The 20336-nt window shown below is 45.4% G+C and carries 16 protein-coding genes and 4 pseudogenes; 10 read left to right on the top strand and 10 right to left on the bottom strand.

Annotated elements, in window-relative coordinates:
* Nucleotides 1-118: 118 nt before the first annotated feature.
* Nucleotides 119-294 (top strand): annotated as a pseudogene (locus Q1A70_RS09045) (transposase); the annotation flags it as partial.
* A gap of 115 nt (nt 295-409) precedes the next feature.
* Here the strand turns inward: Q1A70_RS09045 and Q1A70_RS09040 are convergent.
* The 3 genes from Q1A70_RS09040 to aguB are packed head-to-tail and all read right to left on the bottom strand — an operon-like array spanning nt 410 to nt 3802.
* Nucleotides 410-1819, bottom strand: a complete 1410-nt coding sequence (locus Q1A70_RS09040) for an APC family permease (RefSeq protein WP_299689474.1) — start codon at nt 1817-1819, stop codon at nt 410-412.
* A gap of 10 nt (nt 1820-1829) precedes the next feature.
* Entirely contained in the window at nt 1830-2912 is a 1083-nt protein-coding gene (aguA, locus tag Q1A70_RS09035) for an agmatine deiminase (RefSeq protein ID WP_299689472.1), read from the bottom strand.
* Complete coding sequence (gene aguB / locus Q1A70_RS09030; protein WP_299689469.1) at nt 2912-3802, bottom strand: N-carbamoylputrescine amidase; 891 nt, start codon at nt 3800-3802, stop codon at nt 2912-2914. The genes aguA and aguB overlap by 1 nt, the downstream gene beginning before the upstream one ends.
* A gap of 102 nt (nt 3803-3904) precedes the next feature.
* On the opposite strand from aguB, the gene Q1A70_RS09025 reads away from it, so the two are divergent.
* Both Q1A70_RS09025 and Q1A70_RS09020 read left to right on the top strand, forming a co-directional pair.
* Nucleotides 3905-4801 (top strand): LysR family transcriptional regulator, encoded by an 897-nt coding sequence (locus Q1A70_RS09025; RefSeq protein WP_299689466.1) that lies wholly within the window; start codon nt 3905-3907, stop codon nt 4799-4801.
* A gap of 445 nt (nt 4802-5246) precedes the next feature.
* Nucleotides 5247-6260, top strand: a complete 1014-nt coding sequence (locus Q1A70_RS09020) for a manganese-dependent inorganic pyrophosphatase (RefSeq protein ID WP_299689463.1) — start codon at nt 5247-5249, stop codon at nt 6258-6260.
* A 208-nt stretch (nt 6261-6468) separates the two neighbouring features.
* On the opposite strand, the gene Q1A70_RS09015 is transcribed toward Q1A70_RS09020, so the two are convergent.
* A complete protein-coding gene (locus Q1A70_RS09015; protein ID WP_299689460.1) occupies nt 6469-6918 on the bottom strand; it encodes a copper resistance protein NlpE N-terminal domain-containing protein in 450 nt (149 codons plus the stop codon).
* Between the two features lie 355 nt (nt 6919-7273).
* Nucleotides 7274-7465 (bottom strand): hypothetical protein, encoded by a 192-nt coding sequence (locus Q1A70_RS09010; protein ID WP_299689457.1) that lies wholly within the window; start codon nt 7463-7465, stop codon nt 7274-7276.
* 96 nt (nt 7466-7561) lie between these two features.
* On the opposite strand from Q1A70_RS09010, the pseudogene Q1A70_RS09005 reads away from it, so the two are divergent.
* Nucleotides 7562-8848: pseudogene (locus Q1A70_RS09005) on the top strand (DASS family sodium-coupled anion symporter); the annotation flags it as partial.
* A gap of 282 nt (nt 8849-9130) precedes the next feature.
* Here Q1A70_RS09005 and Q1A70_RS09000 read toward each other — a convergent pair.
* On the bottom strand, nt 9131-9919 hold the full coding sequence (locus tag Q1A70_RS09000) for a helix-turn-helix transcriptional regulator (RefSeq protein ID WP_299689454.1): 789 nt from the start codon (nt 9917-9919) through the stop codon (nt 9131-9133).
* Between the two features lie 98 nt (nt 9920-10017).
* On the opposite strand from Q1A70_RS09000, the pseudogene Q1A70_RS08995 reads away from it, so the two are divergent.
* The 4 genes and pseudogenes from Q1A70_RS08995 (at nt 10018) to Q1A70_RS08985 (ending at nt 12509) form a co-directional block, all read left to right on the top strand.
* A pseudogene (locus tag Q1A70_RS08995) lies at nt 10018-10726 on the top strand (DMT family transporter).
* Nucleotides 10727-10845: 119 nt separating this feature from the next.
* A pseudogene (locus tag Q1A70_RS20870) lies at nt 10846-11118 on the top strand (peptide ABC transporter substrate-binding protein); the annotation flags it as partial.
* 351 nt (nt 11119-11469) lie between these two features.
* Nucleotides 11470-11973, top strand: a complete 504-nt coding sequence (locus Q1A70_RS08990) for an acyl-CoA thioesterase (RefSeq protein ID WP_299689451.1) — start codon at nt 11470-11472, stop codon at nt 11971-11973.
* Between the two features lie 290 nt (nt 11974-12263).
* The gene (locus Q1A70_RS08985) at nt 12264-12509 is read left to right on the top strand and encodes a hypothetical protein (protein ID WP_299689448.1); all 246 of its coding nucleotides are present in this window, start codon (nt 12264-12266) and stop codon (nt 12507-12509) included.
* Between the two features lie 622 nt (nt 12510-13131).
* Here the strand turns inward: Q1A70_RS08985 and malG are convergent.
* From malG to malE, 3 genes are all read right to left on the bottom strand, one after another.
* A complete protein-coding gene (malG, locus tag Q1A70_RS08980) occupies nt 13132-14022 on the bottom strand; it encodes a maltose ABC transporter permease MalG (RefSeq protein WP_299689445.1) in 891 nt (296 codons plus the stop codon).
* Between the two features lie 11 nt (nt 14023-14033).
* The gene (gene malF, locus Q1A70_RS08975; protein WP_299689442.1) at nt 14034-15605 is read right to left on the bottom strand and encodes a maltose ABC transporter permease MalF; all 1572 of its coding nucleotides are present in this window, start codon (nt 15603-15605) and stop codon (nt 14034-14036) included.
* Between the two features lie 81 nt (nt 15606-15686).
* The gene (gene malE / locus Q1A70_RS08970) at nt 15687-16871 is read right to left on the bottom strand and encodes a maltose/maltodextrin ABC transporter substrate-binding protein MalE (protein WP_299689439.1); all 1185 of its coding nucleotides are present in this window, start codon (nt 16869-16871) and stop codon (nt 15687-15689) included.
* Between the two features lie 667 nt (nt 16872-17538).
* Here malE and malK point away from each other — a divergent pair.
* Nucleotides 17539-18651, top strand: a complete 1113-nt coding sequence (malK, locus tag Q1A70_RS08965) for a maltose/maltodextrin ABC transporter ATP-binding protein MalK (protein WP_299689436.1) — start codon at nt 17539-17541, stop codon at nt 18649-18651.
* 196 nt (nt 18652-18847) lie between these two features.
* On the opposite strand, the gene Q1A70_RS08960 is transcribed toward malK, so the two are convergent.
* Nucleotides 18848-19048 (bottom strand): restriction endonuclease subunit S, encoded by a 201-nt coding sequence (locus Q1A70_RS08960; protein ID WP_299689433.1) that lies wholly within the window; start codon nt 19046-19048, stop codon nt 18848-18850.
* A gap of 329 nt (nt 19049-19377) precedes the next feature.
* Between Q1A70_RS08960 and Q1A70_RS08955 the strand changes: the two genes are divergently transcribed.
* The gene (locus tag Q1A70_RS08955) at nt 19378-20334 is read left to right on the top strand and encodes a MoxR family ATPase (RefSeq protein ID WP_299141813.1); all 957 of its coding nucleotides are present in this window, start codon (nt 19378-19380) and stop codon (nt 20332-20334) included.
* Nucleotides 20335-20336 lie beyond the last annotated feature (2 nt).

Genomic DNA, 20336 nt, shown 5'->3' with positions numbered 1-20336 from the left:
ATGACAAGTTAGAAAGGAATTATGCCAGCATGCTATCGCTGGCATTCATGTTGATGTGGCTACCGATGTATTGTTGAGCACGAAATGTACAGCAAAGATCAACACGCCCTAATCACTCATTAACCGTGGCTCTCTGACCTTTTGGATTGATGAAGAGGCAATAGGCGGGTGGGCGCAAAACAAACAGAATAAGCCTGGGAGGCCGCGTCGGTTCAGTGATTTAGCGATCACGACAGCACTCATGGTGAAGCGAGTTTTTCTATGCCACTGAGAGCGCTGCAAAGGTTTATCGACGGTTACAGTATCTATGTATCTATGTATCCAAATATATAGCGCCCCTTCACCATAGAAAAAAGGGTACCACTAACCAATGTTAGTGATACCCGATATGCCAAGCTAAACGGTTACGTTAGTTCTGAACGACTTGTTGTCCAGATGCTGATGTTGCCACTTGCGCTTTGTTTCTGCGGTAGATACCCCACTCACCCAAAGCTAGCGCAATAAAGACGCCAGTTCCTACTTGAGCTAAGAACTCGCTATCTACGCCATCCAAAGGATGCCAGAAGAACGTAATCACACCTAGAACAAGGAATAGTGTTGGTACGTAGCATGCTAATCGAACCATCACCTTACCGCCTTTCATCATGTAGACACGTGGTGTTTTATCCACCTGACGCAGCTTCAAGAAAGCTGGGAACATAATGATGTAAGACAGTAGCAAGGTAATCGCGCCAAGACTGAATACGTTCCAGAATAGGTCTTCGTTACCACCAACCGTTGCAATCACAGCGTAGGCGATCATAACAACTGTAGAGACAACGCCGTTCCACAAAGCAGCGCCTTTGGCAACGCCATGTTTGTTCTCTGACTTAAAGCTGACTGGCATATCATTGTTTAAAGCGGCGTAGCGAGCGACATAGTTCACACCCACTGACCAGTTAACAATATTGGACACGAGCGTAAATAGAAACAGTACCGCTAACGCTTTCACCAATAGCCCGAGTGCGCCTTCAGTTCCGAACAATATCGTCAGTGACTCATACAAGCCAGCACTTGGGTTGATCTCATCCATTGGGATCACCGCCAGAATGCCGAAGCTTGAAATCAGGTAGAAGAACGCGATCAGCACGCCGCCTAACATGGTTGCTCTTGGAATGTCTTTTGATGGATTTTTCAGCGCACCGGCTGCGCCGCCAACCACTTCAAAGCCAACCAAACCAAACAGAGCTACAGAGATCAGAGTCAGACCTGTATTAATATCAGGCACAAAATCAGCCATGGTGATCGGGTTAGCGCTGACATTACCACTGGCGATGTGATAAATACCGGCAAAACCCACCAGCCCCATCACCGTCACTTTACAGATCGCGCCAGCCGTCGATACCCAACTTGCATCCGCAACCGGTTTTAGAGAAAGGTACACCGCCACCCAGCTCATTGCGATAGAGATCGCAGCAATTTCAATTGGGCTGAATTCAACACCAATCAGCTGACCTAATACCACGGCAAAGAGATAGTAAACCGCTGGGATCCACAGTGCGAAGTTAACCCAGTAAACCCATGCCGTTCGCGCTGCCCAGTTACGTCCGAATGCTCGCTTAACCCAGTCGTAGATACCGCCATCTTGCGGGAAAGTGGTCGACAGCTCTGCCGTCACCAGACCGTAAGGAAGGAAGAAGCACAATAAAATGATGCCCCACCAAACAAAACCGCCGGGACCTGCCGCCGCCGATGCTGCCACGGTGTCAATCACCAGAACCGTACACACCCCAAACAATACGGTTTCAAATAAACCGAGCTTTTTTTCTTTCATGTCCATATGTGTATCTCTAAATTAACGGGATCTGTTGAGTAATACAGTGAATGTTGCCACCACCCAGTAAAATATCGCGAGCGGGAATACCCACGACTTTATGCTCTGGGAATATCGCTTGTAATTCACTCTGTGCTTGTGCATCCGATTGTTCACAAAGCATAGGGAACAGCACTAATCCGTTAGTGATTAAGAAGTTGGCATAACTTGCTGCCATGCGGGTGCCCGTTTCACGCTCCATGCCCTCACACGCATCAAAGCCTAGCCCTTCAGACGCTTCAATGTGCAGCGGTGTTGGCAACGTCAGCTTATGGACTTCGATATTACGTCCTTTGGCATCGGTGCTACTTTGCAACAGCTCCAATGCATGTTGAGAAATAGCATACTGAGGATCATTCTTATCTTCAGTCCAACTCAGCACCACCTCACCCGGCCTTGCGACATGCATAATGTTATCGACATGACCATTGGTATCGTCATCGGCATACAGACCGAGATCAAGCCAGATCACCTTCTCGGCACCAAGGTACTGCTTTAGATAATCTTCGATTTGATCTTGGGTTAAGTCTGGGTTGCGACTAGGGTGTAGCAAACACTCCTTGGTGGTATAAATAGTGCCCTCACCATCGCTGTGAATCGATCCGCCTTCTAAAACAAATGGCGCTCGATACACACGATCTCGGTACGAATTTGCGATTTTTGCCGCCACGGCGTCGTCTTTATCCCATGGGAAGTAAAGGCCATCTAGCAAGCCGCCCCAAGCATTGAATTGCCAATCAACCCCACGACGCTCTCCTTGACCATTGACCACGTAAGTCGGGCCTGTGTCTCTAAACCAAGAGTCGTTCATGCTCATTTCTAGCACACGAACATTGTCATCCAGTTGCTGGCGAGCATTGTCGTATTGCTGGGCTGAAACACATACCGTCACTTTAGTAAACTCAACGATGGTATTGGCGACATTCACAAAGGCCGTTTGTGCAGGCTTTGCGCCCCAAGGCCAAGTGTCGGTTCGTTCCGGCCAACCTAGCCAAACCTCTTCTTGCGGCTCGTGTTCGCCGGGCATATAGAAGCCATCATTTTTAGGTATCGTCAGCATTATCGATTCTCCTCAACAGCACCGTCCATTGTCATCACTCGACGGTAGGCGCTCGGCACACGGTCACGGAAAATACCCCAGCTGCCACGTTCAGCATCAATGGCATTAAGGTCAAACTCATGGCACGCATATCCCTCAGACGAGCGATCCAGTTCTTGCACTTTTTCACCGGTATTGTCTGTTATAAACGACGAACCAAAAAAGGTAATTTCAGTCTCTGATGACGTACCTTTCTCTAAACCAATGCGGTTGGAGGCAATCACAGGGATCTGGTTTGCCGCAGAGTGACCTTGCATAACACGTTGCCAATGTGGCATTGAGTCCATTTCAGGTTGCTTAGGTTCGCTGCCAATCGCAGTTGGATAAAGAAGCAACTCAGCCCCTTGCAGCGTCATGTCACGAGCAGCTTCCGGGAACCACTGATCCCAACAAATACCCACACCAATTTTGGCGTACTTAGTATTCCAAACCTTAAATCCAGTATCACCCGGGCTGAAGTAGTATTTTTCTAAATAGCCATCGGTATCAGGGATGTGAGTTTTACGGTAGACACCTAACACTTCACCATCTGCGTCGATTATCGCAATGGAATTAAAGCGAACTGTGCCAGCACGCTCATAGAAACTGATCGGTAATACCACTTCCAGCTCTTTAGCCACATTTCGAAAGTGCTGAATAGCCGGGTTATTGGCAACATCGGTAGCGAGGCTGAAATGCTCAAGGTTGATGTCGATACAAAAATATGGGGTTTCAAATAACTCTTGTAGCAAGATCACCTGTGCGCCTTCGCTTGCTGCAGCGCGAACCAGCTGTTCTGCTTTCTTGATATTATTTTGTGCATCCCAGCTGCACGCCATTTGGGTAATGGCTACTTTAACCTTAGTGTTCATATTGGTACTCCTTGCGTTGAGTTCAATCTACGCCAGATACCATTATTTTAAAAATGCTATATTATCATAAAATCATGAATAGAATTCATAGTAGGTAAGTTAGTGAACATCGACCTAAATCAACTTAAGATATTGATTGCATTAGATGATGAAAGAAACATCACCCGAGCAGCGAAAAAGCTGTTTATTAGTCAATCAGCGGCAAGCCATGCGCTGGCGAAACTCAGAGAGCGGTTCAACGACCCGCTGTTTCTGCGTACCAGTGGTGGCATGATCCCGACCCCATTCACCAGCAAAATGCTGCCTGTGCTTAGACAGGGTATGTCGACTATCGAGCGTTCGGTGCGAACGGAAAAAGGGTTCGACCCAAGATTTGACTCACACACCTTTTACATTGGTGCTTGCGACTATTTTGAGTTCATCGCCATGCCTGAGCTCGCGACACGGTTTAAGACACACGCCCCCAATATTCGCATCTCTATCGATATCAACTCTGAACATGTGAAAATGGAACGCGTCGAAAGTGGTCGACTTGATCTATACGTGGGGGTCGATGACATTCAGAAGGTGCCGCAAAACTTTAATAAGTACTCATGGATCAAGGATAAATACGTCGCCGTCATCCCTAAGTGGCGAGACCTTCCGGATAAGCTATCGGTTATCGAGTTTGCGGCGCAAAGCCAAGTTCACCTGCCGATCACCAGCAGTGGTTCTGATGTGATAGACAACTGGCTACAAGACCAAAATATGTACCGCAATATACAGATGATCGCGCAAAGCTACGCCGTGGGTGGCTTGATCAGTGCCAAAAGTGGTCTGTTATTTTGTACGCCGTACAACGTCGCAAAACAACTGGTCGAAATGCTGCCACTTAAGATCGTTGAATTGCCAGACGATGCGCCTCACCTAAGCTTGAGCATCCTTGCCCATAAGCTCTACGACTACCACGACTCAGCAAACTGGATGATTGGTGAGATATTAAAAATTCAGTGTGAATAAAAGGCTGAGTCTGTGTAGTAAGCCAATTCGAGTAGCGAACCAATCCACCCTCATTACTGCTAATACGATGAGTTTAATGAACTTAAGTAGTCGACTAACGCCTGTTGGTCTGGGTGATATCGCGAATCATACTGCTATCTTGAGCCATCGCGAAGGACGGCGATGCCAACAATGTTATCGCCAGTGCAAATCGGGAAATACGTGTCTTATAACCTTATTGTTATGAGTGTTTGTTTGATGAAAATTAAGCCATTTTCTTCCTATACGAAACACGGTTTACATAATTTTACGCAACCAGGTCGCCAAATTAACTATGCTACGACACACGCACTCAATTACATTTGGTTACTTAGTGAAGTAAATCTGAAACATAGATGACACGGTTCTGACATTTTTGAGGTTTAGCTTATGGGCTTCGAAATTGATTTCAAACAAGGAATTACCCGTGAAGTTAACACCTGTCGTTGCAGCATTAGTTATGTCTTTCAGTTCAGCAAGCTATGCATTTAGCCTTCAACAATCGGCCAATAATGGTGCTGAAGACGTAGTGTGGACTGGACACCTTAGCCCTGATAGCGACACGACTATGTCTGCAATGCTCGCCGCGCATATTTATGGCGGAACGGCGACCGTGCCTGAGGCGATCAACCCAGAGTCCACGTTCATCTTGAACTACTGTAACGCTGAGTCACCGCGCGTAGAAACCGATTACTCTCCATACCGTGTCGGTTTGGTCGATTTCAATCAAGCGACTCAATTAGCACCAACCATAGATCAAGCCTCGATTGTCGCACTGGTCGATCATCACACCATTGGTGGCTCACCGATCAATACCCCACAAATTATCGAGATGGATATTCGTGCTTGGGGCTCAACGGCAACTATCTTGGCTGACAACGCTCAAAAGTTAGATGTAACGCTACCTAAACACCTTGCGTGTGTTGGTTTAGGCGCGATTCTCTCAGATACCGTAGTATTCCAATCCGACACCACCACTGAGCACGATCGTCAGTACGCTGAAAAATTAGCAACAATGGCCGATATTTCAGACATCGAAGATTTCGGTCAACAGATGCTGATCGCTAAATCGGATCTCAGCCACCTGTCTCCTGAAACCATTTTGACGCTGGACTACAAAAACTTCCAATACGGTGATAAAAAAGTGGGGATTGGTGTCGCTGAAACGCTAATAGCTCAGCAACTTATCGACCGTAAAGATGAGCTTTTGGCTGCAATGAAGAGCTACAAAGAAGAAAATGGGTTGGATTACCTGTTCTTCTCAATTACAGATACTAAGAATAAAGAAGCGAATCTATTGTGGGTCGATGAAAGCGACTATCAAGTGATTAAATCTGCATTCAACGCCGAGCCAACCAGCGACATTCTCACGCTCGAAGGAGTAACGTCACGTAAGCGCCAAATTGGCCCTGCCGTGCAAAAAGCGATTGAAAACCTATAATACCGACGTAGGAAGCAATAAAACTATCAGGTTTTAAAATGATGAAAGGGATGGGTAGCGATACCCATCCCTTGTGTTTTTTTGGGGTAACTGAACTGGCTCATTGACATAAAAAACCGTCAGACATAACGTCTATCTTGATTTTTAAATGAACACGTGCGAACACTTATAAGCTATAAGCTATAAGCTATAAGCTATAAGCTATAAATTACAAGCCCATTTCCTTCGTCAGCGTGTAAGCCTTGCCTTGCTCATCAGTCAAACGCTCCTCGGCTTGGTCGACAAGCCACAATTGGTTTTCACCAACAAAGAAACGGTACTCATCAACTTGAATAGTATTACCCGAATCGTTCCAAACCAGCTCACCCTCTACCATCACCGTTGCGCTCATCTTATCAACATAGCTTCGGCTAAAAGAGTATTGGCCATCGGATTTCAGCTCTAAGAGTAAATTGGTTCCAGCACAATCACTACAAGGCACCATACCTCGATACATACCATTCCAATCTAACGCACTGCGCGCGCTATGAGCTGCATCAACTTGCTCCTGTGCTGCTTGCTCGACTGACGGAGCTGGCTGAGTTTCAGAAGTGTTATCTTGACAGCCGACGAGTGCCGTCGCTGCGATCATGAGTGCAGCAAGTGAGTATTTGGTCATTGTAATTCTCTAAACGTTTGTTGGATACAAGACAAAGCTTAGATCGGATTCGTTATTTAACAATACAACAGTATCTATACTGACTGAAAAATGACAGAGCAGGTGATTACTCACAACGGTTCACATTTTAAAACTCATTGCGGGACAAAAATTCGTTACAGAAAACCGGCACATAAGCTATCCATGAATAACGACGGAGATGGAAAAGTCACTTAACTCAGCGCCTAGTATTATGGACTATGGCGTTTATGGACGAACTCGTTATAGCTGAACCATTCTAGCCAATTTTTCGTGGCCAGAGTCGTGTCTTCAGCCCAATGCATTTAGAGCATAACTGGTATCTCTGCTTTCAACTTCACGAAATTACATCCCCGGTAACCTCTTTGTGGTTGATGGTTGGCCTTGCTGCCTCATTCAATAGTTTAATTGCCGACTTCAATTGAACGTGTTTTGCCATCACCGTCTGATCGAGCATTCGACTCGCCCACTCTGGGAGCTCGCGAGAAATAGGATAAAAGATCCACAAACCTTGGCGACGATCTTGCACAAGCCTTGCGGCTTTCAATTGGGATAACGCGCGTGCTTTCTTCCATAAAGATGATCCCCTCTGCGAAGTTCACACTCTGAACAAATATTACCCACCTTGTACTTTACCCTCCCCTTTGAACAAAACGTGGTATTAGGCTTGAGTATCTTGGCGTTCATTGGGGTGCTTTGGTTAACGGAAGCCCTCCATGTCACCGTCACTGCGCTGCTTGTGCCCGTTTTGGCGGTTGTTCTTGATGTCTTTGATACCCAAACTGCACTCAATAATTTTTCTAACTCGATTATTTTTCTATTTCTCGGCGGCTTTGCTCTCGCAGCCGCGATGCACAAGCAAGGATTAGACAAAGTCATTGCCGACAAAGTACTGGTTCTAGCCAAAGGAAAAATGAGCGTGGCGGTCTTTATGCTGCTTGGTGTCACGGCGGGCTTATCCATGTGGATCAGTAATACGGCCACGGCGGCAATGATGCTTCCATTGGTGCTTGGTGTGTTGAGTAAGGTGGATGCAAAGAGCGAGCGCAACACTTACGTGTTTGTGTTACTCGGTGTGGCGTACAGTGCCAGTATTGGTGGTATTGCAACCTTAGTGGGCAGTCCACCCAATGCCATTGCAGCTGCGGAAGTCGGCTTAACCTTTACCGAATGGCTCGCGTTTGGTCTTCCGGCAAGTATTATCATTCTGCCGATCGCGCTACTGGTACTGTATTTTACCATGCGCCCTAATTTAGAGGGTTCATTCACTCTCAACAAAGAAGCGGTAGATTGGGACAAAGGGAAAGTTGTGACTCTTGCAATCTTCGCAGCGACCGTCTTCTTTTGGATCTTCAGTAAGCCCATTAATGCCATGCTGGGCGGAATACCGAAATTCGATACGATTATTGCGCTGTGCGCTATTATTGCCGTGAATTTCGCTCGAGTGGTTCACTGGAAGGACATTGAAAAAACCGCAGACTGGGGCGTACTTATTCTATTTGGTGGGGGGATCTGTTTAAGTAATGTTCTCAAAGCGACGGGAACTAGCGTGTTCTTGGCTAATGAGATCAGCGCCATGATTGCTGATTTTGGTATCTTGTTTATTGTCGCCATTGTTGCTATTTTCGTGGTCTTCTTAACAGAATTTGCCAGTAACACCGCGAGTGCTGCCTTGCTCATCCCTTTATTCGCGGCGGTTGCAGAAGCCTTTGGCATGTCACCTGTGGTGCTTTCTGTGCTCATCGCCGTCGCGGCTTCTTGCGCCTTTATGTTACCTGTCGCAACACCACCGAATGCGATCGTGTTTGCGTCCGGCTATATCGAGCAACGCGATATGATGAAAGTCGGCATTGTCTTAAATATCTTATCGATTCTGGCTCTAACCTTTATTGCACTGACGTTCTGGCTATAAACGATCAATGTTTAGCGAACACCATCAAATAGGAAGGGCTGTAATACCCTTCCCTTAGATATTGATGTAACATTTGGATATTTCTGAGTCACAATTAGCCGAAAATCGTCTTAGCGAAGATACAAAAGCAAAGATCGCCATAGCGACAAATACACTGTCCATTCCCTTTTCTTGTTAGATACAGGTTGATGCCTAACAGAATAAAGAGAATCGGGGTCGCAGTATTGAACGATGTTGCGCGGGATTATCTTCTGATCATGGAACACAACAAAGGCAATTCAATTACAGCAGACGGTTCTTATATTGCTCTGGGGTTTGGCCGGAGTATTTCTTGAACATACTAATAAAGGGGCTGGCTTGGTTGTAACCTAACGTAAGTGCTACTTCTTTAACTGACTGTCCATTTCTTAATAGATCCATGGAGTATAAGTAGCGAACTCGTAGCCGCCATTCAGTAAAACTCATCCCCAATTCACTCTGGCAATGACGCGACAAAGTGCGCTCTGTAGCATGGACTTTCTCAGCCCAATCCTTTAGCGAAATATCGCTGGTTGGGTTCTCTTCTATCGCCGCGAGAATTGGCGCAAGATACTTATTATCGGTTGATGGTAAAAAATGGTGTTCAACTTGTCGCTCTGCCAGCTGATCCAATAGCACCTGTACGAGCCTTTGATCTTGTTCGCTTTGAGCGACGTTCACATCCCGCTGGCGAAAGTCATCAATAATCGAAGAGACAATTGGCGTGATTTTTATTAGGCTGGTTTTTTCTGGTAAATGCTGAGTTAATTCATGGGCAATATTCAGTGAGCAATAGTCCAACGGCTTACGGTTATAGCTGCAGTGCATCACCCCAGCAGGCACCCAAATAGCTAAGTGCGGCGGTGCGAGAAAGCGGGTGCCTTCGGCTTCCATTTCAAGAATCCCCCCGCTGATCAACTGCACTTGCCCCCAAGGGTGGCTATGTACACGAGTTTCGGTATTGGATAAAAAAGCTTCAAAATTCATGAATACGTTGGATGGAGCCTTATCAATGGATAAGGACGGATGAAGGTTTCTTGAGTGTTTTTTCAAACTTGTCTTCCTATCGCGTCTGATGTCTTTATAAAGATATCTGTTAGTATAACGACCTGTCAAACTCGCCGCATCAACTCATTTGCACCGGAACCCATATGCACTATCTTTTACCATTTTTCACTGTCTGTATCTGGAGTGTCAATGCTATTGTCAATAAGCTTGCAGCAAGTGCCATAGAACCCAGTGCGATGAGTTTTTACCGCTGGTTTTTGGCGATATTAATCCTCACCCCTTTCTGTATTCGTTCGGCTATCAAGCAATGGCCAATCATTAAACCTAACTTATCTAAGCTGGCGTTCCTTGGCTTCCTAGGCATGGTCTTGAATCAGTCTTTGGGTTACTACGCCGGCTTAACCACCACCGCTTCGAATATCGCGCTGCTCACCTCTCTAGTGCCACTGATCAGTGTATTCCTCAGTGTTCCTCTGCTAAAAAAATCCATTTCAAGCCTGAGTATTGTCTCTTTGTGGGTTGGCATTAATGCTGGGTAAAGGCGATCCTCTATTCTTTATCCATCAAGAGCTGACGCAAGGTGATGGCTATATGTTAATCGCGGCCTTTGTCTATGCTTCTATTTTGGCACCTTGGATGTGGGTAAAGGCGATTGATGTCATAGGCGCGGATTCCAGCGCGATGTTCATGAACCTACTTCCGGTTATCACCATCGTGCTGGCCGCAACATGGCTTGGTGAAGAGATTAACCAATATCATATCATTGGCGGCGCAATGGTGATCTCAGGCGTGGTACTTGCTCAGCTCAAAAGAAAACCAAAGCTTGGGTCTCCTCTATCTCTGCAAAACTAACCATTTCTTTGACCAAGCTTTAAGTAATGACGTTACCTGCTCTATTTCGGTTCATTGACTTCCCGTGATGAGTATCAAATGCGTTTAATACCTGTTCACTCTTGTTGCAACATACTGCTGACTCATTCACTTGTGGGCATTCTGCGAATGAAAGTGGTTACTGTAATAGCTCATTATAATGAGCTATTACAGAAAGCGAGTAAGACCGAAGATCAATCTAAACGCTATATGCTATATCTGAATGCATAGGACATACTCAACGAATCTGCCGCAGTTATGCCTGATATCACTATAATCACACTAGATTTGTGCAAAATACGCTACAAGGTCTCCAAAATAACAATCCGAAAGGCAATATCTACGCAAAGGATCTATACTTCAACCAAGATTAAGGTGAGCTGAATAATAAAGTAAATTTAACTACCACTTTAGTGGTATTCGAGATAGAATCACCTCAGATACACAAAATGACAACGCTCAGTTGGCTAATAAAAAGGTACCGTAATGAGTACCAAACGGCTTACAAACACCTAGCACTATGCTAGGTGTTTTTTTTCTATCGAATTGTCTGCACTACTAAGCTCTCGTCAATGTCTCTAGCTCTCCATATTTGCTCATTTATCAGTTATTAGGAATAAATACTCTTAACAGTGAGTAACCCCACTTTTATTTCACTTTCCTTATGTATACTGTTAGCGTTTAGTAAAGGCAATGTTATTCGACATGATAATAAAGGAAGATTGATGAGCAGTAACAATAGCCGACAAGATGGTAAACGAGATGTCACTCTGCGTTTTTTAGCCGAGCCTAGCGATGTAAACTTTGGCGGTAAAGTTCATGGCGGAGCGGTGATGAAATGGATCGATTTGGCGGCTTATGCTTGCTCTGCCGGCTGGAGCGGCAAATATTGTATTACAGCCTACGCTGGTGGTATTCGATTTGTGGCCCCCATTCATGTGGGGAACCTGGTTGAAGTGAGTGCGAAGGTCATCTATACCGGCTCATCTTCAATGCATATCGCCATCGACGTTCAAGCGAGCGATCCCAAGGAGCTGAACAACCGTCTAACAACGCACTGTATCGTGATTATGGTCGCCGTGGATGAAAATGGTCTACCAACTAAAGTGCCAGAATGGAAACCTGAAACACCTGAAGACATAGAATTGAGGGATTCTGCTATTCGCCTAATGAACATGAGAAAAGAGATTGGCGAAGAGATGGAAGCGCACGTAAAATACTTAAAGTAAGGTTAATCTAAGCCAACCCCGACAAGCCTAACTCGACAACATGGATAATGATGCCAAGTAGATGCTTGGCATTGGTTTATCTAGCCTCTCTCTGCACATGTTCCCGCCCTATTCCCCAGTAACCACACCACACCACACTCAATACAACTCATCGAACATTATTTCTCAAGATAAATGGCAAGCGAAGCGCTATTACTTAGCAAATTATTTTGACTGTAATAAAGTCGTCATTTTGCTCTGGTTAAATACGGACACTTAAATGGATGTATTTACACTTTCTGGAGCCATTCTTGAGCGTCACGCACGTTACTCTTAGCGAATCAACATTGAATAACCTGAAGGCCGTTGAGTATCAATGGGTCAGGAGCCTGTATGTCGAAGGCTACGACAGCAATGAAATCAATCACTATATCCAGACTTGCTTTGGTGGTGACAGTACATTTGCGGATCTATTCCGCCGGGTCGCGCTCAATCAAGAGAGCATTTATGTCCTGCTTCAGCACTTAGGGTGTGCGCCTTCTAGTAAAGAGTTTTAATTCGACAAATTTGACCGAGGTCGAACGAGCCTGATAACCCTACCCTGACCACCTATTGCCAAAACCATTTACAAAGGGAATTTGCTAAGGGAATACGATTACCCACGCATCCCCTCTGCAAAACCGCTCCTGTTGCATAATAATTATTGAAGTATCACGCATAAAAATACAAGTCACGTATAAATCAACCATTGGTATTTTATACTGGATGTCTAATTTTTGAGACGATACTGAATGAAGAGATTATATCAATCACAGTAATTAAGTGTTCAGAAATAGCGCAGGGGAAATGCTTGAGAACAAGGCAGCTTTTTTGATAAGTCGTTATTCGACAATTAAAAATTGTAGCGCAGTTATCGAGTGTTTTAACAAGCTAGGGTGTCCAGTTATTTACTGCGATTGGTATTAATAGCAGACATAAAAAAACCCAAGTAAATACTTGGGCGAGAGTTACAAAAACTACTAATCATTACTAGCGTAAGGAACTTGATTAGTAGCCAGCTATGCGTAACCTGAGGGTTATTTTTATTACTGATCGGCGGCCAAACCAAATGATGTAATAAAAAAGCCAATATATAGAGCGACCTAACGGTCGCTCTTTTTCTTTATTATAGTATACAGTTTATCCTTTTACACCACCGGCCGTCAAACCACCAACTAACCAGCGTTGAGCCAGTAAGAATACGATTGTGATTGGAAGTGCTGAAAGTACGGCTGCTGCTGCAAAATCACCCCATAGGTAGTTCTGAGGGTATAAGTATTGCTGCATCCCTACCGCTAGCGTGTATGAATTAACATCCGTAAGTAGGATAGAGGCAACTGGTACTTCACCAACTGTCGCAATGAACGAAAGGATAAATACCACCGCTAGGATTGGCACAGACAGTGGCAGTAGAACCAATCTGAATGCTTGCCAAGGCGTTGCGCCATCCAATGCTGCCGCTTCTTCCAAAGAGTTATCAATCGTCTCAAAGTAGCCCTTAATCGTCCACACATGCAGTGCGATACCGCCTAGGTAAGAGAAAATCAAACCGCCATGAGTATTCAAGCCTAAGAACGGGATGTATTGCCCTAGTTTATCGAACAGTGCGTAGATAGCCACCAGCGCCAGTACCGCAGGGAACATTTGGAAAATCATCATCGCTTTCAAGATGGTGTTTTTACCCTTAAAGCGCATACGAGCAAAGGCGTACGCCGATGTGGTAGACAAGGCCACGATCAGAATCGAGGTGATGCCTGCCACTTTGATCGAGTTCCATAACCAAGTCAGTACTGGGAATGGAGGGGTTGTAACCGAACCATCCGCATTGGTGACTGCAATCCCCAATGCCAGCTTCCAGTGTTCCAATGAAGGGTTTTCAGGAATTAAACTACCCGTTGCGAAATTACCTTCACGAAATGAGATCGCGATTATCATCAGTAGCGGGAAGATAATCATAGCCAAGAAGCACCACAACACGGCATGTGTTGCCCACACTCGATATTTTAGGCCTTTGCCTTGTACCATAGCCATTGTCGTGCTCCTTAATCTTGAGACAGTTTAGTAAAGCGAAGGTTGAGTAACGCAAGTGCACCAACCAATAGGAAAATAAGCGTTGCGATTGCACTTGCTAGACCAAAGTCTTGACCGCCGCCACCTTCAAATGCGATTCGGTAGGTGTAGCTTACAAGCAAGTCTGTATAACCCGCAGGCTCAGACGTGCCAATCATGTTCGGGCCACCGTTCGTTAATAGTTGAATCATTACGAAGTTATTGAAGTTAAAGGCAAATGCTGCAATCAATAGCGGTGTCAGTGGTTTAATCATTAATGGGAAGGTAATGCGCTTGAAGTTATCAAGGAAGTTCGCCCCATCAATCGCTGATGCTTCATATAAATCATCAGGAATCGCTTTAAGCAGGCCCATACATAGGATCATCATGTAAGGGAAGCCAAGCCATGTGTTAACCATCAGTACCATGGTTTTCGCAAGGAGAGGATCCGAGAACCAGTTAGGGCTTAAACCGAAGATGTTCTCCAGTACCATGTTGATCTCACCAAAGCTTTGGTTGAAGAGCCCCTTAAAGATCAGAATCGAGATGAACGCTGGCACGGCGTAAGGTAGAATCAGCAGAACACGGTAGATTGAACGGCCTTTGAGCTCTTCCCACTGCACGATGTTTGCAAGTACAAGGCCAATCACCAATGTGAATGCAACGGTACATACTGAAAAGATAACCGTCCAAATAAAGATGCTGATGAAAGGTTCTTTGATACCCTCGTCTTTCCACACACGCTCAAAGTTATGCGTACCAATGCTAACAATGAAGCCCGGAGAGATTGTGTTACCTGTAAACTCACCATTGGCATCAACAGGTTGGTAGAAACCTAACTCCATATTTGGCTTGAGAACATCACCCGTTTCATTATTGATTAACGTTTCGCCATCATCTTGAAGGGTGTAAAGCGGAGCAACAGAAGCAAACTTACGTAAGCCACTCATACGGATGTCACCACCGTCCGGTAGATTGAAATCAACACCACTGATCGCTGCTCGGTTTTGGATGATCGCTTTGATCTTCTCTTTTTCACCTTGCGTAGACGCGATTGCAGATAGGTCCATTTCTGTCGCTGTCATATTGTCTAGAGAAAATACGTCAGTCGCTAATAGTTGGTCGCCATCTTTAACCACGATCTGGTGACCGTCGTCTGTCTTGTACAAAGTGAATGGGTAGCTATCACCACTTTGGAAAGTGCGGTCTAAAAGAACGGTTTGAGTACGTTCTAGAGAAAGCTGGTTTTTTGCGCTGTAGTTTGTAAACGCAAGCCCTACGGTGTATGCCAATGGGAAAAGAATGAATAAGATCATTCCGGCAATACCTGGGTAAATATAACGGTGAGCGTAGGTTTTCTTACTACCAAAAATGTAGAGTGCCAAGGCCGTTAAAATAACGGTAAGCAGAGCAAAAGCGAGCTCACCGCGAGAATACATTAAAATAGTAGCGTAGCCGTTAATTAAGCCAACGCTGCCAAGCACTCCCCATTTAATGAAGACGCTTTTACTACCTGGGAGGCTTGGTTGTGCTGGGATAGCATCGGTATCTTGAACTGACTGCATAGAGGAACCTGCTAGCGATATAGATAAAAAATAGAAAAGTAAGGAGAGGTTGCCCTCTCCTTAAAAGGTTGTACTTGGTGATTACTTAGTCATACGAGCTTCAGACGCTTTTAGTGCTTGCTCTACGGATTGGCGGCCGTCAACAACGTTGCCGATCGCTTCTTCCATGCTGTACCAGAATGTGGTGAACTGAGGGATATTCGGCATAACTTCGCCGTTCATCGCGTTGTTCATCGTTGCTGCAATACGAGTGTCGCTGTCTAGCTTAGTCTGAAAAGAGTTAAGAGCTACCGCACCTAGTGGCTTGTCGTCGTTCAGGCTCTTCAAGCCCTCATCCGTTAATAGGTAGTTTTCCATGAACTCAACCGCTAGATCACGGTTTGGAGATGCTGTGCTAATACCACCCGCCCATACACCTACGAAAGGTTTAGACGCTTTGCCATTGAACTTAGGCAGTGTGGTTACGCCGTATTCTACGCCCGCTTTCTCGATATTTTCCCAGCCCCAAGGGCCGTTGATGGTCATAGCAACGTTACCAGCAACAAATTCAGACTCAGCAACTGAGTAGTCCATATCTGCAGAAATGATTTTGTCTTGTACCATCTTCTCGATGAAGCCAAGTGACTCCTGAACGCCTTTAGTCGCTACGCCTGCATCTTTAATGTCGTAACCTTCAGCGGTTTGTTTGAATGCGTAACCGCCGTCAGCTGCAAGTAGAGGCCATGTGAAGTAAGCACCACCACGTAGAGGCCACATGATCGCTTTCTTGCCATCTTTTTGCAGTTCAGCGTTCAGTGCAGGGATCTCTTCCCAAGACTTAGGTGGGTTAGGAACAAGCGCTTTGTTGTAAATAAGAGAAACTGACTCGATTGCAATTGGGTAAGCGATGGTTTTGCCTTCGTAAGCAACCGCATCCCATGCGAAGTCTACGATACCGTCTTTTGTCTCTTTAGAAGGGTTGATATCAACAAGAAGACCGGCTTCTGCATAGCCACCAAAACGGTCATGCGCATAAAAAATCATGTCTGGGCCATCACCAGCCGCTGCAACTTGAGGGAATTTCTCTTCTAGTTTATCAGGGAAAGCAACGGTAACTTTAACGCCAGTATCTTCTTCAAAGCGTTTACCTACTTCAGCCATGCCTTCATAAGCTTTATCACCACCTACCCAAATTGTTAGTTGTCCTTCTTCGATAGCAGCATTTGCACCAAAAGAACCCAGAGCAACCAATGTTCCTAGAGCTACAGCGCTTAGAGCGTTTTTCATGTGAATATCCTTTTTATATTTATGCGTAGGGCACATCAACCAAGATGAGCCAGTTTTCGAAGCTTAATGATCTGAGAAAACAGACCCTAGCTCATCATCCTAGTCACTACGCCCTCACTATTATGGCTTAAATTCGTGATCATCATCCGGTCAGATTGGAGAGCAAAATCACAAAACACACAGCCGTCGTGATCAGCATCACCGTAATGCGGTGGATTTATTTGAACTGGATCGCCAATTATTATTCACCCCTTATATCTACTCCTCCCCTGCTACTCCCCCTTGTTAATTTTACGTTGGGAGGATGTACCATTCCGCTAATTCACCGAAACTGCATCCATCCAAGAGTGGATAGTAAGAACCCTTTACCAGCGAGTGTCATGTATAGTTGCATTGTTCACTTAGTTGGCTTCACTGCCCGCTGTTGTCTCTATTTTAGCAGCAAGCTAAATCTGTGATGGAATCACGGGGGAGATTTAGCTTGCTGTGGGGGGAAATAGGCAATAGTTTGGCTATGATGGGTGGGCTTGGTTAACGAATCCAAGTCTCACCCACTTTTTTCTTACTCATTCAATACTGACCAATTCCTACAGTTACTGCTGACCCAAAAATTACTTATAATGATACGCAGTAATACCTAAAATTAGATCGATCGAGGACTAGCTAGATGGCGAGTGTCACGTTAAAAAACGTTTATAAATCATATGGTGATGTACAGATTTCTAAGGACGTAACCTTAGACATCAACGAAGGTGAATTCGTAGTATTCGTTGGACCATCAGGTTGTGGTAAATCAACGCTATTACGTTGTATCGCAGGTCTAGAAGACATTACGTCTGGTGATTTGTACATTGGTGATCAACGCATGAATGACGTTGAACCGTCAAAGCGTGGCGTGGGTATGGTATTCCAATCATACGCGCTTTATCCTCACCTTAACCTATACGACAACATGTCTTTCGGTCTTAAGCTCGCTAACGCAAATAAAGCTGAGATTGATAAGCGTGTTGAGCATGCCGCAGAAATTCTTCAGCTTGGTCACTTATTAGAGCGTCAACCTAAAGCGCTTTCTGGTGGTCAACGTCAACGTGTTGCGATTGGCCGTACACTGGTTTCTCAGCCAAACGTATTCCTACTTGATGAGCCTCTATCAAACCTAGATGCGGCATTGCGTGTGCAAATGCGTTCGCAAATCACCAAGCTACAGCGTCAACTCGGTTGTACCATGATCTACGTGACCCACGACCAAGTGGAAGCGATGACCATGGCGGATAAGATCGTTGTTCTTGATGGCGGTTATGTCTCTCAAGTCGGCAAGCCACTTGACCTTTACCACTACCCTCAAAACCGTTTCGTTGCTGGCTTTATTGGTTCACCGAAGATGAACTTTATGTCGGTGCATATTGAACAAGCGGAAGCAGAGCGCGTACAAGTGCAACTATCAAACGGCATGACTTTCTGGATCCCAGTCGATGGTACGACCGTTAATGCCGGTGACCGTATGTCACTAGGTGTACGCCCTGAGCATTTGATGTCAGCGGAAGCGGGTGATGCGACGATTGAAGCTGAAGTGATGATGGTCGAAAAACTAGGTAACGAAACGCAAGTTTACCTTAATCTTGAAAGTGCTGACGCGGATGTTATCTACCGTCAGCCTGATACATTAACCGTTGAAGTTGGCGATAAACTGGCGATTGGTATTCCAGCGCATCGCTGCCACCTCTTCCATAGCGACGGACGCGCATGTCGTCGTTTATATAAAGAGTACGGTACCGATTAATCGACTCTCTGTTAGTAATATAAATGCCTCCCCCCTTGCCATTGGTAGTGGGGGTTTCTTTTTCTGCTCTATCTACTTCACCCCTCACCGCAAATAACAAAAAGGCCTAGCAACCGCTAGACCTTTCTCTATGAGTTAAGCAATAAGCTCACCGCTAATTCCACTTCTTTTAGACAAAAGACCTGTCTAAATCAACTTAGTGAATTGGCGTATCATTCTGTTTGTTGAACTGACCAAAGTGCTGCTCTAATACTTCAGGTGTTAGCTTGCCTTCCGCTTCTAGTCGCTTAAATTCAGCAACGATCGCTTTTTGCTCTTCAAGTGATGGCAGCTTTACTTCGGGCTCATCGCCCATCTCTTGAGTCATCTGCTCTAGTTCTTTTTCAAAATCGCTCATGATACTTACCTAAATGTTAAACCTAACCAGATTTTACTCATTTACGCCGGATGATGCTAGGACGATTCCATACAAAGCCGAAACCAGCTCAAGCAACCTTTAAGTTTACATCGACCCAAACCAAGGTTTGAGCGGCGTGAGTTGCTCATTTGCCCCCCGATTAACACAGCGGTTCTTGTTTTGCGCTTTCGTATATAGAAGGCGATTGGTATGATAAAAATCGTTCCAATTTTGAAAAGATAAATTCTGTAAATGCACTGGAACTTTTCCCAAATAATCAGTGACTAATAATCAAAATGAAAATCAAATGGATACCCAGAGAGTCCAAAATGCACAAAACAAATTTCGAAGCCCTTCAAAACTATTTAGAATCTCAAATCATTGGTCAGCAAGAGCTCGTTAAACAGCTGATGATCGCCCTGCTGGCGGATGGTCATATCCTGGTTGAAGGGCCTCCCGGCTTAGCAAAAACTCGCGCAGTAAAATCACTGGCTGACTGTGTTGAGGGGGATTTCCATCGTATTCAATTTACCCCTGACTTACTGCCTGCTGACTTAACTGGTACCGACATCTTCCGCCCAGAAACTGGAGAGTTTACGTTCCAATCTGGTCCTATTTTTAACTCACTAATTCTAGCGGATGAGATCAACCGTGCTCCGGCGAAAGTACAAGCGGCAATGCTGGAAGCGATGGCTGAAAAACAAGTCACTGCGGGTCGAAAGACTTATGCTTTGCCTGAACTGTTTTTGGTCATGGCAACGCAGAACCCGATAGAACAAGAAGGCACCTATCCGCTTCCAGAAGCTCAACTCGACCGCTTCTTGCTTCACCTTGAAGTTGAATACCCAGATATGGAAAGTGAACTTGAGATCCTGCGACTCAACCGCGGTGAAGCTCAAGGCAACGAATCAGTTCAACCACAAGAGATATCTCAGCAAACGATCTTTGAAGCGCGCCAAGAAGTGCTCAATATTCATATGGCAGATACCATTGAGCAGTACATCATCAGACTGGTAATGGCGACTCGCCAACCTAAACAATACAGCGACCAACTGGATCAATGGCTAGATATGGGTGTTAGTCCGCGTGCAACGATTGCCCTAGACCGCTGCGCTCGTGCACACGCTTGGCTTGCCGGCCGAGATTATGTTACTCCACAAGACGTTCAAGCGATGGCATTCCCTGTACTGCGTCACCGCCTACTCCGTAGCTACCACGCACAAGCTGAAGGGGTCACTGCAAATCAAGTGATCGCACACCTTATTTCACTGGTTGGTAGCGCATAGGG

The organism is uncultured Vibrio sp. (genome assembly GCF_947488985.1).
GTDB lineage: Bacteria > Pseudomonadota > Gammaproteobacteria > Enterobacterales > Vibrionaceae > Vibrio.
This window is presented reverse-complemented; position numbering and strand designations above follow the sequence as displayed.

What these genes read in the sequence shown, in the direction of transcription:
- aguA (WP_299689472.1), bottom strand. Translation starts at nt 2,912, where the DNA reads ATGCTGACGATACCTAAAAATGATGGCTTCTATATGCCCGGCGAACAC.
- malF (WP_299689442.1), bottom strand. Translation starts at nt 15,605, where the DNA reads ATGCAGTCAGTTCAAGATACCGATGCTATCCCAGCACAACCAAGCCTC.
- Q1A70_RS09040 (WP_299689474.1), bottom strand. Translation starts at nt 1,819, where the DNA reads ATGGACATGAAAGAAAAAAAGCTCGGTTTATTTGAAACCGTATTGTTT.
- malG (WP_299689445.1), bottom strand. Translation starts at nt 14,022, where the DNA reads ATGGCTATGGTACAAGGCAAAGGCCTAAAATATCGAGTGTGGGCAACA.
- Q1A70_RS08960 (WP_299689433.1), bottom strand. Translation starts at nt 19,048, where the DNA reads ATGAGCGATTTTGAAAAAGAACTAGAGCAGATGACTCAAGAGATGGGC.
- aguB (WP_299689469.1), bottom strand. Translation starts at nt 3,802, where the DNA reads ATGAACACTAAGGTTAAAGTAGCCATTACCCAAATGGCGTGCAGCTGG.
- Q1A70_RS08955 (WP_299141813.1), top strand. Translation starts at nt 19,378, where the DNA reads ATGCACAAAACAAATTTCGAAGCCCTTCAAAACTATTTAGAATCTCAA.
- malK (WP_299689436.1), top strand. Translation starts at nt 17,539, where the DNA reads ATGGCGAGTGTCACGTTAAAAAACGTTTATAAATCATATGGTGATGTA.
- Q1A70_RS08990 (WP_299689451.1), top strand. Translation starts at nt 11,470, where the DNA reads ATGAGCAGTAACAATAGCCGACAAGATGGTAAACGAGATGTCACTCTG.
- malE (WP_299689439.1), bottom strand. Translation starts at nt 16,871, where the DNA reads ATGAAAAACGCTCTAAGCGCTGTAGCTCTAGGAACATTGGTTGCTCTG.
- Q1A70_RS09015 (WP_299689460.1), bottom strand. Translation starts at nt 6,918, where the DNA reads ATGACCAAATACTCACTTGCTGCACTCATGATCGCAGCGACGGCACTC.